General features: G+C 59.4%; 12 protein-coding genes. 3 read left to right on the forward strand and 9 right to left on the reverse strand.

Features of this window, described 5'->3' with window-relative positions:
* Positions 1–2: 2 nt before the first annotated feature.
* The 4 genes from PMI32_RS08425 to colR form a co-directional block, all read right to left on the reverse strand.
* Positions 3–716 carry a lipopolysaccharide kinase InaA family protein gene (locus tag PMI32_RS08425; RefSeq protein WP_008032110.1) on the reverse strand — a complete coding sequence of 238 codons (714 nt, stop codon included), beginning with the start codon at positions 714–716 and terminating at the stop codon, positions 3–5.
* Positions 717–720: 4 nt separating this feature from the next.
* Positions 721–1,389 carry a class I SAM-dependent methyltransferase gene (locus tag PMI32_RS08420; RefSeq protein ID WP_008032113.1) on the reverse strand — a complete coding sequence of 223 codons (669 nt, stop codon included), beginning with the start codon at positions 1,387–1,389 and terminating at the stop codon, positions 721–723.
* 152 nt (positions 1,390–1,541) lie between these two features.
* Positions 1,542–2,822: a sensor histidine kinase gene (locus tag PMI32_RS08415; RefSeq protein WP_008032115.1), complete on the reverse strand. Its 1,281-nt coding sequence runs from the start codon at positions 2,820–2,822 to the stop codon at positions 1,542–1,544.
* Positions 2,812–3,495, reverse strand: a complete 684-nt coding sequence (colR, locus tag PMI32_RS08410) for a two-component system response regulator ColR (RefSeq protein WP_008032118.1) — start codon at positions 3,493–3,495, stop codon at positions 2,812–2,814. The genes PMI32_RS08415 and colR overlap by 11 nt, the downstream gene beginning before the upstream one ends.
* Positions 3,496–3,714: 219 nt before the next feature.
* On the opposite strand from colR, the gene PMI32_RS08405 reads away from it, so the two are divergent.
* Positions 3,715–4,458, forward strand: a complete 744-nt coding sequence (locus tag PMI32_RS08405) for a phosphatase PAP2 family protein (RefSeq protein WP_008032120.1) — start codon at positions 3,715–3,717, stop codon at positions 4,456–4,458.
* Positions 4,459–4,626: 168 nt separating this feature from the next.
* Here PMI32_RS08405 and groL read toward each other — a convergent pair whose 3' ends face one another.
* From groL to PMI32_RS08385, 4 genes are all read right to left on the reverse strand, one after another.
* Positions 4,627–6,270: a chaperonin GroEL gene (gene groL, locus PMI32_RS08400; protein ID WP_008032122.1), complete on the reverse strand. Its 1,644-nt coding sequence runs from the start codon at positions 6,268–6,270 to the stop codon at positions 4,627–4,629.
* 49 nt (positions 6,271–6,319) lie between these two features.
* Positions 6,320–6,613, reverse strand: a complete 294-nt coding sequence (locus PMI32_RS08395) for a co-chaperone GroES (RefSeq protein WP_008032125.1) — start codon at positions 6,611–6,613, stop codon at positions 6,320–6,322.
* A 247-nt stretch (positions 6,614–6,860) separates the two neighbouring features.
* Positions 6,861–7,337, reverse strand: coding sequence for an FxsA family protein (locus tag PMI32_RS08390; protein ID WP_008032127.1), 477 nt, complete (start codon positions 7,335–7,337; stop codon positions 6,861–6,863).
* A gap of 66 nt (positions 7,338–7,403) precedes the next feature.
* Positions 7,404–8,135, reverse strand: a complete 732-nt coding sequence (locus PMI32_RS08385) for a HugZ family pyridoxamine 5'-phosphate oxidase (RefSeq protein ID WP_032828994.1) — start codon at positions 8,133–8,135, stop codon at positions 7,404–7,406.
* Between the two features lie 164 nt (positions 8,136–8,299).
* Between PMI32_RS08385 and PMI32_RS08380 the strand changes: the two genes are divergently transcribed.
* A complete protein-coding gene (locus PMI32_RS08380; protein ID WP_032829000.1) occupies positions 8,300–9,058 on the forward strand; it encodes an SDR family oxidoreductase in 759 nt (252 codons plus the stop codon).
* A 120-nt stretch (positions 9,059–9,178) separates the two neighbouring features.
* On the opposite strand, the gene apbC is transcribed toward PMI32_RS08380, so the two are convergent.
* On the reverse strand, positions 9,179–10,273 hold the full coding sequence (gene apbC, locus PMI32_RS08375; RefSeq protein ID WP_008032133.1) for an iron-sulfur cluster carrier protein ApbC: 1,095 nt from the start codon (positions 10,271–10,273) through the stop codon (positions 9,179–9,181).
* A 267-nt stretch (positions 10,274–10,540) separates the two neighbouring features.
* Here apbC and metG point away from each other — a divergent pair, with 267 nt between their 5' ends.
* Positions 10,541–12,592 (forward strand): methionine--tRNA ligase, encoded by a 2,052-nt coding sequence (gene metG, locus PMI32_RS08370; RefSeq protein WP_008032136.1) that lies wholly within the window; start codon positions 10,541–10,543, stop codon positions 12,590–12,592.
* The last annotated feature ends 102 nt before the right edge of the window (positions 12,593–12,694 follow it).

Here is a 12,694-nt window from a genome sequence, read left to right on the forward strand (position 1 = left end):
TGCTATAAACCTTTGATAGCGCTGCCAAACGCCGTCTCATAAAGGTAGACGAGATTTTTCCAGTCCGTGTCGCTGAACGACGAGTGGCGGCGCAGTTGCCGCATGTCATGGGTAGCGGCGCGACGGGCGGTCAAACGTTTCCGGCTCTTCTCCAGATCGAGCATGGCAATCTCGACGCTGGCGGCCTCGCCCTCACCAGTGACGCGTACGAATACGTGCTTCATATAGAGGCAGCCGTGCTGCCAGCGGCCCTTGTGCATGCGGGCCAGATTCTCGGCCAGATCCTTCAGGATCCGGTCATGCACCGCCTCGCCATGGCGCTCGCGACCACCACCTGCATACCAGTGTTCGATTTCTTCGAAACCGTCCAGTGCCTTGGTCACCAGCAATGCGCGCCACTTGTGAACCGGGTCATGCTGCGCACCGCAGAAAACGATTTCCGGAACACGTACGTCGATCAGGCGCATGCCCATGAGCGCATCTCGCTCACGCAACACCGTCGGCCGACCGAATGGATGCAGCCAACTCCGATAGGTATGTCCGGTCTGACGCTTGACGTAGAGCAGTTGTCCACTGCTGCTCTTGATACGCTGCACGCCACTTTCGCCGCCGCGACGGACGTTGGGTTCTTCAACCCATTCACCGCGCTGATTCCAGAAATAGTCAAAGCGATCCTGGGAAGCGACGTCCGTTTCTGCTGCACACTGCACTGCCATTGAGTTACCTCTTGCGTAATACATAAACCCGCCACATGGCATAGAGCGGTAGAAAGTCCAGTTGTTCCTGGATTCGAAAACCCGCCTGCTCGAACTCCCTTTCGACCGTAGCAGCCGGTAACACAAATCGGTTTTGGTAACCGAGATGCCCACGTGTTTTTTCAAGCCGCCTGCGTTTCCAGGCTTTGAAGTTGCCGTCTACCCACAATGAAAGAATCACACTGTCACGCGTGACGCGTTCGAACTCACGCAGAATGGCCAGTCGATGCTCGGCTTCACCGATGTGGTGCAGCAAGCGCATACAAAAAATGCTGTCGACGGCGTTATCAGGCAAGGCAATGTCGAACGCAGATGTGTGCAAGGGTTGTACCCGTTTCACCACATCGGCCGGTTGCGCCTTCAAAGCGATCTTCAGCATGGACTCGGAGTTGTCCGCACCGATAATCACCCGATTGGCTTTTTCCGCCAGTAGTGGCCAGAAGCGCCCGGCACCGCAGGGTAAATCGAGAACCAGGCCAGGTTCACCGGCCAGTGTCAAAGCCTTGCGCGCCAGTTGCTCGTCACGCCAATGGGACAGTCGGCGACCGAGTCCGTCCTGATGTTTGCGCAGGTATTTCTGAGCGTGTTGATCGTCGTATTTTTCGGAAAAATCAAGTTTGATCGGGCCAGCCATCACGAAGGGCTCCTGCGTTTCTGATGACCACTACCCTAAGGAATGGTGTGTCAGCGCCAGGTCATGCCTTCGTGAAAAAATCGTGGTGTAAAACCCCGATTTATTTCGAGGTTTTACAGGTTGACGGCAGTGGCCGAGGGCCACCAACGAAATCAACTATCGCGCTGACTCAGCGTCACCTGAAAACGACAGCCATTGGGCTCCATGTTCGTCAGGCTGACATTCCAACCCTGGTTCTCGCAGATCCGCTGCACCAGCGACAGGCCCAGCCCCAGGCCTTCACCGCGTTTCTCGTTGCCACGCACGAACGGTTCGAACATCGCCTCGCGTTTTTCCTCGGGAATGCCCACACCGCTGTCCTCGACCGTGAAACCGGCGGTCGTCAGCGTCAAACGGATGAAGCCCTGTTCGGTGTAATGCAGCGCGTTACGCAGCAGGTTACCCATGACTGCGTGCAACAGGGTTGCGTTGTAGCAAGTGCTGGCCGGATTGCCCGGTTCAAATATCAGCGACAGCCCTTTTGCCTCGATCGGTTCTCGCCATAAATTGAGCAGCCCGCCGGCGACCTGGCTCAAGGACTGTTGCGGCGCCATGCTGGCGTCTTCATGTTGGGCGCGGGCCAGCATCAGGAAGGTTTGCACCAGCTCACGCATCTCTTCGCAGGCGCGGGCGATTCGTTCAACCTGAGCCCGCCCCCGCTGGTCGATGCCGGGGTTTTCCAGCAACAGCTCACAGGAACTGGCCAGCACCATCAACGGCGTGCGCAATTCGTGGCTGACGTCACTGGTGAACAATCGCTCCCGGGTCAATGCCTGCCGCAAGCGCCCGAGGGTGGCGTCGAAGGCTACCGCCAGCTCGCCCACTTCATCAGCGGCGTAGTCCGGTGCCAACGGGGGAGCCAGCCCCAGGAGCTGATCGCGGTGACGGACCTGCCGGGCGAGGCGCACCACCGGCGCCATCACTTTGCGCGCGAGGACCCAGCCGAGGAACACCGCCAACGCCAGGCTCAGGACGAAGCCCACCAGCACCACCGCGAACAGCACCCGCTCGCGCTCTTCGAAATCACTCTGGTCTTGCAGCAGCACATAATGCCGGCCGTCGACGACTTCGACCATCGCGTGATACGACAGCTGCTCCCGGAACACCTCGTGAAAACCCGGCTCCAGATGTCGCAAATCCTTGGGCAAGTCGAAATCGCCCGGCCCGCCGCTGAAGTAGAACAGCTGGTCTGGTTCGGGGCGATGGCTCCAGTCAGAGACACTGTCCATCAACAACAGACGTTGCAGATCGCCACCCAGACCTGCCGAAATCAGTTTTTCTTCCACCAGGTGCACGGTTGCCACAATGCCCATGGCGAAGGCGCCTGCCACCAATGCGCTCATCAGCGCAAAGGCGATGATGATCCGTTGAGCAAGGCTCTGTTTAAACTCCATCACGGCCCTCGGCCAAGCGATAACCCACACCGTGTACGGTTTGCAGCAACGGCTTGGCGAACGGCTTGTCGATCACCTGACGCAATTGGTGGACGTGGCTGCGCAGGCTGTCGCTGTCCGGGCAGTCATCGCCCCACAGGGCCTCTTCGAGAATTTCCCGGCGCAAGACGTGCGGACTTTTCTGCATCAGCACGGCCAACAGTTTCAGGCCGACCGGATTGAGTTTCAGCAAGCGCCCTTCGCGGGTGACTTCCAGGGTATCGAGGTCGTAGCTCAGATCGCCGACCTGCAGGGTACGACGACCGCCGCCCTGCGCCCGTCGCATCACCGCTTCGATCCGCGCGGCCAGTTCAGACAGGGCGAAAGGTTTGATCAGGTAATCATCGGCCCCGGACTTGAAGCCTTGCAGCCGGTCGTCCAGTTGATCGCGAGCGGTCAGCATGATCACCGGGGTGTCACGACGAGCGTCTTCGCGCAGGCGTTTGCACAGGGTATAGCCGTCGATGCCGGGCAACATGATGTCGAGCACGATCAAGTCATAGTGCTCGGTGGCCGCCAGGTGCAGGCCAGACAAACCGTCCTGCGCGCAATCCACGGTGTAGCCTTTGAGCCCCAGGTAATCGGCCAGATTGGCCAGGATATCGCGGTTGTCTTCAACCAATAGAATTCGCATGGGCACCTCCTCCGTACACAGTAACGGCCGTCTTGGCCCGCGCAGCTTAAGGCCTGGCGTGGCGCAGAGCCAGAACTGTGTGCAGTGGTCAAACCCATTGATTAACCCGGTGTGACGTTGACGATTTTTTCACTATCGGTTCACACAGCCGCGACAGAAACAGGCCCAAACTCCGCGCGGCTGCGCTCTCAAGAACATTTAACCGACCAAGGAACTGCCATGGTTTCGACCACTGCCCGCCCCGCCTCTCGCCCTCTGAACTTCTGGGTGTGCCTGGGTGTGCCCGCCGTTGCGGCGATCATTCTGGTGCTGCTCGAACTGACGTCCGTGGACATGGACCTGGCGAGGATGTTCTATGACCCGGCTGCGGGGGATTTCATCGGACGGCACAGTTACTTCCTCGAAAACATCCTGCATGACCGCGCCAAACAAGTGGTCATCGCGTTTTCGGTGTTGGCCATCTTCGGCTTCATCGGCGCCTTTTTCATCGACCGGCTCAAACCGTTCAAACGGGAACTGGGCTGCCTGGTGCTGTCCCTTGGCCTGGCGACCTCTTTTGTCACGCCCGTCAAAGCGGTGACCGCGGTTCAATGCCCATGGAGCCTGGAGCAATTCGGCGGTCATGAAACCTACAGTGAACTGCTCAGCCCGCGCCCACCGACCGAAAAACCCGGCCGTTGCTGGCCGGGTGGTCATGCCGCCACCGGTTTCACGTTGTTTGCGCTGTTTTTCGTGCTGCGCGACCGACGTCCGCGTCTGGCGCGCAAGGCGCTGGTGTTCGCGTTTGCGCTGGGCACGGTGTTTTCCATCGGCCGGATGCTGCAGGGCGCGCATTTTTTCTCGCACAACGTGTGGACAGCGATTTTCTGCTGGCTGATTTGTCTGGGGTCGTATTACTACATCCTTTATCGACCTGCGTTGAAGGCTGATCGAGTAACCAAGGCAGAACCTGTCAGCGTCTGATCTGACGCCTTCGCGGGCAAGCCACGCTCCTACAGGTTCAGCGTGATCCTTGTAGGAGCGAGGCTTGCCCGCGAAGGGGCCCTCAAAAGCAACACAACTTTCCGGCACGCAATAAAAAACCCCGCCTGCTTTCGCAGGCGGGGTTTTTTCGTACGGGGTAAGGCTGGCTTACATCATGCCGCCCATGCCGCCCATACCGCCCATGTCTGGCATGCCGCCGCCAGCTGGTGCGTCTTCCTTGATCTCGGCGATCATGGCTTCGGTGGTGATCATCAGGCTGGCAATCGACGAAGCCGCTTGCAGAGCCGAACGAGTCACTTTGGCCGGGTCCAGGATACCCATTTCGATCATGTCGCCGTATTCGCCAGTGGCAGCGTTGTAACCGTAGTTACCCGAACCCTGCTTGACCTTGTCCACAACTACGCTTGGCTCGTCGCCGGAGTTGGCAACGATCTGGCGCAGTGGAGCTTCTACAGCGCGACGCAGCAACTGGATGCCAACGTTCTGGTCATCGTTGTCGCCTTTCAGCTCGGAGATAGCCTGCAGAGCGCGAACCAGTGCCACGCCGCCGCCAGGTACCACGCCTTCTTCAACGGCTGCACGGGTAGCGTGCAGGGCGTCTTCAACGCGGGCTTTCTTCTCTTTCATTTCAACTTCGGAACCAGCGCCAACCTTGATCACTGCAACGCCGCCGGACAGCTTGGCCAGACGCTCTTGCAGTTTTTCACGGTCGTAGTCGGACGAAGTGTCGGCCACTTGCTGACGGATCTGCAGAACGCGAGCCTGGATGTCAGCCTCAACGCCGGCACCGTCGATCACGGTGGTGTTTTCTTTCGACAGGATCACGCGCTTGGCATTACCCAGGTGTTCCAGGGTAGTGCTTTCCAGGCTCAGACCGATCTCTTCGGAGATAACGGTACCGCCAGTCAGAACAGCGATGTCCTGCAGCATGGCCTTGCGACGGTCGCCGAAGCCTGGAGCCTTGACGGCTGCGACTTTGACGATGCCACGCATGTTGTTCACAACCAGAGTCGCCAGGGCTTCGCCTTCAACGTCTTCGGCCACGATCAGCAGTGGACGGCCGGCTTTGGCAACGGCTTCCAGTACTGGCAGCATTTCGCGGATGTTCGAGATCTTTTTGTCGACCAGCAGGATCAGCGGACCGTCCAGCTCGGCAGTCATGGTCTCTGGCTTGTTGACGAAGTACGGGGACAGGTAGCCACGGTCGAACTGCATGCCTTCAACAACCGACAGTTCGTTTTCCAGGCCCGAGCCTTCTTCAACGGTGATCACGCCTTCTTTACCGACTTTTTCCATGGCTTCGGCAATGATGTCGCCGATGGAGTTGTCGGAGTTGGCCGAGATGGTGCCGACCTGAGCGATTGCCTTGGTGTCAGCGCATGGCTTGGACAGGGCTTTCAGCTCTTTGACGATCGCGATGGTCGCTTTGTCGATACCACGCTTGAGGTCCATCGGGTTCATGCCGGCAGCGACGGCTTTCAGGCCTTCGTTGACGATCGATTGAGCCAGAACGGTAGCGGTGGTGGTGCCGTCGCCTGCGTCATCGTTGGCACGGGAGGCAACGTCTTTGACCAGCTGCGCGCCCATGTTTTCGAAGCGATCTTTCAGCTCGATTTCTTTGGCAACGGACACGCCGTCCTTGGTGATGGTCGGAGCGCCGAAGCTCTTCTCGATGATCACGTTACGGCCTTTAGGGCCCAGGGTCGCTTTTACTGCGTCAGCCAGGACGTTTACACCGGCGAGCATTTTCTTGCGGGCGGAGTCGCCGAATTTAACTTCTTTAGCAGCCATGATCGATATTCCTTAAATACTTTGTAGTAGCGGGAAAATGAGCGGGGAATCAGCCTTCGATAACAGCGAGAATCTCGTTCTCAGCCATTACCAGCAGGTCTTCGCCGTCGACTTTCACGGTGTTGCTGCCGGAGTACGGGCCGAACACAACCTTGTCACCCACTTTCACGGCCAGCGCACGCACTTCACCGTTGTCCAGCACGCGGCCGGTACCTACAGCGAGCACTTCGCCGCTGTTGGCTTTTTCAGCAGCCGAACCTGGCAGGACGATACCGCCAGCGGTTTTCTTTTCTTCTTCGCTGCGACGGATGACGACGCGGTCATGCAGAGGACGAAGCTTCATTGTCGATCTCTCCTAATTGTGGTTTTCATCGGCCGGTGTAGTCCCGGCGGGTTTAACAAATCCGGCGGTGCCGGGTGCGGTTCGTCAAGCGAACCGCGGAAGTCTGTCTGGCGTGATTGCCAGAAACCTTGCGGTGACCGTTACATAAGGGCGCATAAGCTTATTACAAGGGCGCGCATCGAAATTTTTTACGTTGATGCCCCGAAAACGAACACGGCACCCGAAGGTGCCGTGCAGGTGAAACGATTTACTTGGAATCGCGGTGTTCGAACTCGCCTTCGATCACGTTCGGCTCTCGGCCCAACGGCTCGCGCGGGGCAGGACCGCCACGCGGCTGAAGATCATCGGCGAACGCACGCTGACGGATCGCCGCCTCTTCGGCGCGCTGGCGCATTTTATTGGCCAGCAGTCGACGTGAGATCGGCAGCAGCATGATCAGGCCCAGCACGTCGGTGACGAAGCCCGGCAGAATCAACAGACCACCGGCCAGGGCCAGCATCAGGCCTTCGAGCATGGTCTGGGCTGGCAGTTCGCCGCGGTTCAGACTTTCACGCGCACGCAGCGCAGTTGCCAGGCCGGCGATGCGCAGCACGAACACGCCGAGCATCGAGCCGAGAATGACCAGCAGCAGCGCCGGGAAAAACCCGATCGCACCGCTGACCTTGACGAATACGAACAGCTCCAACACCGGAAACAGTACAAAGAGCAATAAAAAAGGGCGCATCAAAAGGTTCCTCAACGCAAGAATGCCTTGCCAGTCTTCCCTAGATGACGTCGCCCTTTCGTGAATTCAAGCACCGGCCACTTCATTTTTCGGCCAATGTTCGGCGTGAGCCAGGAAAACCAAGGCTTCCCGAACTTGTGTCGGCGTATTACATGGGGCTTGAAACGGTAGCCAGTACAGCGCCTGACCAATGCGCAGGTGCATGCCTTCAGTGTCGATCCCGGCCAGTTGCGCCGGCTCGGTTTTCGGCAGCCCCGCCAGTTCGACGTAGTGGGCGATGGCTTTGGCGTGATCGGCGTTCATGTGCTCGACCATGCTCACCTCGGCCTTGCCGGCGAACGGATTGGCCAACGTCAGTTGATCGACCCAATGAATCGCGCCGAAGCCACCGATGTAACGGTGACGCACGGGTTTGAGCACCCAGAAATCGAAATCGTGGGCCTTGTGGTAATTCTGCGAGTCCGGGAAGTAACGGTAGTAGCGCTCGGCGGCCGCTTCAATCGCAGCCTCTTTCTCGAGTTTTTCTGCTTCGGCGAGGTATGTCAGGCGACCGACCGCTTGCACGTCTTCGGCCCCGCGCTCACCGACGAACAGCGAACACTTCGGGTCTTTCTGCAGATTATGCGTGTGCTGGGCGATGCGGCTGATCAGGATCAGCGGCCGGCCCTGCTCGTCCAGACAGTAAGGAACCACGGAGCCAAACGGGAAACCGGGCATCGCCTTGGAGTGCGTCGACAGCACTCCGCGGTATTCCTTGAGAAGCAATTCTCGGGCATTCTTGGCCGCTTCAACGCTCAATTTATGACTCCTTATATAGAATCCGTCGAAAAAACGGACAGGCGACTGCAGAAAGTTCCAGTCCGCCATCGGGGCAGTTCTCATGTGCAGCCAGGCCACATCAGGTGCAGATCGAGAGGCTCTCTAGAAGGAAGACCACTCCAACCTGCAACTGGGGCACGCGAATGCAACTCACTGACAAAGTAATCATTATCACTGGCGGTTGCCAGGGTTTAGGCCGTTCGATGGCCGAGTATTTCGCCGCCAAAGGCGCGAAACTTGCGCTGGTTGACCTGAACCAGGAAAAGCTCGACGACGCCGTTGCCGCGTGCAAGGCCAAGGGCGTCGAGGCCCGCGCCTATCTGTGCAACGTGGCCAATGAAGAGCAAGTGACGCACATGGTCGCCCAGGTGGCCGAAGATTTCGGCGCGATTCATGGCTTGATCAACAACGCCGGGATCCTGCGTGACGGGCTGCTGTTGAAGGTCAAGGATGGCGAGATGACCAAGATGAGCCTGGCCCAATGGCAGGCAGTCATCGACGTCAACCTGACCGGCGTGTTCCTGTGCACCCGCGAAGTCGCGGCGAAAATGGTCGAGCTGAAGAATAGCGGCGCGATCATCAACATCTCGTCGATCTCCCGCGCCGGCAACGTCGGCCAAACCAACTACTCGGCAGCCAAGGCCGGGGTTGCTGCGGCGACCGTCACGTGGGCAAAGGAATTGGCGCGTTACGGCATCCGCGTTGCGGGCATTGCACCGGGCTTTATCGAGACCGAGATGACGCTGAGCATGAAGCCTGAAGCGCTGGAGAAAATGACGTCCGGGATTCCGCTCAAGCGCATGGGCAAGCCGGAAGAGATCGCCCATTCGGCGGCGTACATCTTCGAGAACGACTACTACACCGGCCGGATCCTGGAAATGGATGGCGGGTTGCGGATCTGACCAACACCGCAAAACCAATGTGGGAGCGAGCCTGCTCGCGATAACGGTGTGCCAGTCAACGCATCCGTTGAATGTTAATCCGCCATCGCGAGCAGGCTCGCTCCCACAATTGGATCGCGTTTAATCGTCGCTGATGGTGATGTTCGGCATCGCCGGGGTCGCCGCTTCCTGCAACACGATCCGCGCGCCGACATGGCGGGCGAGTTCCTGGTAAACCATCGCAATCTGGCTGTCTGGCTCGGCGATCACCGTTGGTTTGCCGCCGTCGGCCTGCTCGCGAATGATCATCGACAGCGGCAAAGAGGCCAGCAGCTCGACGCCATATTGGCTGGCCAGCTTCACGCCCCCGCCCTCACCGAACAGATGCTCGGCATGCCCGCAGTTCGAGCAGATATGCACCGCCATGTTTTCCACCACGCCCAGCACCGGGATGTTGACCTTGCGGAACATCTCCACGCCTTTGCGCGCGTCCAGCAACGCCAGGTCTTGCGGGGTGGTAACGATGACAGCGCCGGCCACCGGGACTTTCTGCGCCAGGGTCAGCTGGATGTCGCCGGTGCCGGGCGGCATGTCGATGACCAGGTAATCCAGATCGCCCCAGGCGGTTTGTGTCACCAGTTGCAACAGTGCGCCAGAGACCATCGGCCCGCGCCAGACCATCGGCGTGTTGTCGTCGGTCAAAAACGCCATGGACATCACTTCGACGCCATGGGACTCAATCGGCACGAACCACTTCTGATCCTTGACCTTTGGTCGGGTGCCTTCGGGAATGCCGAACATGATACCCTGGCTCGGACCGTAAATGTCCGCATCCAGAATCCCCACCTTCGCGCCTTCGCGGGCCAGGGCCAACGCGAGGTTGGCGGCGGTGGTGGACTTGCCCACGCCGCCCTTGCCGGACGCCACGGCCACGACGTTCTTGACGTTGGCCAGGCCCGGGATCTGTGCCTGAGCCTTGTGCGCAGCGATCACACTGGTGATATCAACGCGGGCGCTGGTGACGCCGTCGAGGCCTTCGATGGCCATCTGCAGCATCTGCGCCCAGCCACTTTTGAACAGGCCGGCGGCGTAACCCAACTCCAGCTGGACGCTGACGCGATCACCCTGGATGTCGATGTTGCGCACGCACCCGGCGCTGACCGGGTCCTGGTTCAGGTAAGGGTCGGTGTATTGGCGAAGGACGGCTTCCACCGCTGCGCGATTGACGGCGCTCATGGGCAACTCCGATAGCAAGACTGGAAAATCAGACGGGTATCGTACCTGTTCTGATCGTTTGGCGGCATGCCGAAAAGATCTGTAGGAGCCGGCTTGCCGGCGATAGCTGACTTGAGGACGCCATCGCCGGCAAGCCGGGCTCCTACAGGAACGCGGCGCATCGCATGAATCCACGTCAGTCATCCAATGAAACAGGCGCACGGGGTGAAAAATATGCGCCGGCGCTTTATAGTGGCCGACCTCCGTTTCATCAAGTAGCCGAGCCCCATGTCCGAGCCACGCAAGATCCTCGTCACCAGCGCCCTGCCCTATGCCAATGGTTCGATCCATCTTGGCCACATGCTGGAATACATCCAGACCGATATGTGGGTGCGCTTCCAGAAGCACCGCGGCAACCAATGCATTTATGTCTGCGCCGACGACGCCCACGGTTCGGCGATCATGCTGCGCGCGGAAAAGGAAGGCATCACCCCGGAACAACTGATCGCCAACGTCCAGGCTGAACACAGCGCCGACTTTGCCGAGTTCCTGGTGGACTTCGACAACTTCCACTCCACTCACGCCGAAGAAAACCGTGAGCTGTCGAGCCAGATCTACCTGAAGCTGCGCGACGCCGGGCACATCGCCACGCGCTCGATCACGCAGTATTTCGACCCGGAAAAGAAAATGTTCCTGGCCGACCGCTTCATCAAGGGCACCTGCCCGAAATGCGGCACCGAAGACCAGTACGGCGACAACTGCGAGAAATGCGGCGCGACCTACGCACCGACTGACTTGAAAGATCCGAAGTCGGCCATCTCTGGCGCCACCCCGGTGCTCAAGGATTCCCAGCACTTCTTCTTCAAACTGCCGGACTTCCAGGAAATGCTGCAAACCTGGACCCGCAGCGGCACGTTGCAAGACGCTGTCGCCAACAAGATCGCCGAATGGCTGGATGCCGGCCTGCAACAGTGGGACATCTCCCGTGATGCGCCGTACTTCGGTTTCGAAATCCCAGGCGAGCCGGGCAAGTACTTCTACGTCTGGCTGGACGCGCCAATCGGTTACATGGCCAGCTTCAAGAACCTGTGCAACCGCACGCCGGAGCTGGATTTCGATGCGTTCTGGGGCAAGGATTCCACCGCCGAGCTGTACCACTTCATCGGCAAGGACATCGTCAACTTCCACGCCCTCTTCTGGCCAGCGATGCTCGAAGGCGCCGGTTTCCGTAAACCGACCGGTATCAACGTGCACGGCTACCTGACCGTCAACGGTCAGAAAATGTCCAAGTCCCGCGGCACCTTCATCAAGGCCCGGACCTACCTGGATCACCTGTCGCCGGAATACCTGCGTTACTACTACGCGGCCAAACTGGGACGCGGCGTCGACGACCTCGACCTGAACCTCGAAGACTTCGTGCAGAAGGTCAACTCCGACCTCGTCGGCAAAGTCGTCAACATCGCCAGCCGCTGCGCCGGTTTCATCCACAAAGGCAATGCCGGCGTGCTGGTGGCCGGTAACGCCGCGCCAGAACTGACCGAAGCCTTCCTCGCCGCAGCGCCAAGCATTGCCGAAGCCTACGAGGCTCGCGACTTTGCCCGTGCCATGCGCGAAATCATGGGCCTGGCCGACCGCGCCAACGCCTGGATCGCCGACAAGGCGCCTTGGTCGCTGAACAAACAGGAAGGCAAGCACGACGAAGTCCAGGCGATCTGCGCACTGGGTATCAACCTGTTCCGCCAACTGGTGATCTTCCTCAAACCGGTGCTGCCACTGTTGGCCGCCGATGCCGAGGCGTTCCTCAACGTCGCGCCGCTGACTTGGGCCGATCATGCGACCTTGCTCAGCAACCATCAGTTGAACGAGTTCAAGCCGCTGATGACCCGCATCGACCCGGTGAAAGTGCAAGCCATGACCGACGCTTCGAAAGAAGACCTGACCGCCAGCCAGACCGACACCGGCGAAGCTGCACCTGCCGGCAACGGCGAACTGGCGAAGGATCCGCTGTCGCCGGAAATCGAATTCGATGCATTTGCCGCCGTCGACCTGCGCGTTGCGCTGATCGTCAAGGCCGAAGCCGTGGAAGGCGCCGACAAGCTGCTGCGCCTGACCCTCGACATCGGGGACGAGCAACGCAACGTGTTCTCCGGGATCAAGAGCGCTTACCCGGACCCGTCCAAGCTCGATGGTCGCCTGACCATGATGATCGCCAACCTCAAGCCACGGAAAATGAAGTTCGGCATCTCCGAAGGCATGGTGATGGCGGCCGGTCCTGGCGGTGAAGAAATCTACCTGCTCAGCCCCGACAGCGGTGCCAAGCCAGGTCAGCGTATCAAGTAAGATCCTGCGGCAAACCGATCCCACAGTCGTGCCCGACGCGACTGTGGGATTTTCATGTCTGGCCCCCCCTCCTTCCTTGCCGGATAATGCCTAACCTTGTTA

Origin of the sequence: Pseudomonas sp. GM60, assembly GCF_000282415.1 — a bacterium.
Classification (GTDB): domain Bacteria; phylum Pseudomonadota; class Gammaproteobacteria; order Pseudomonadales; family Pseudomonadaceae; genus Aquipseudomonas; species Aquipseudomonas migulae.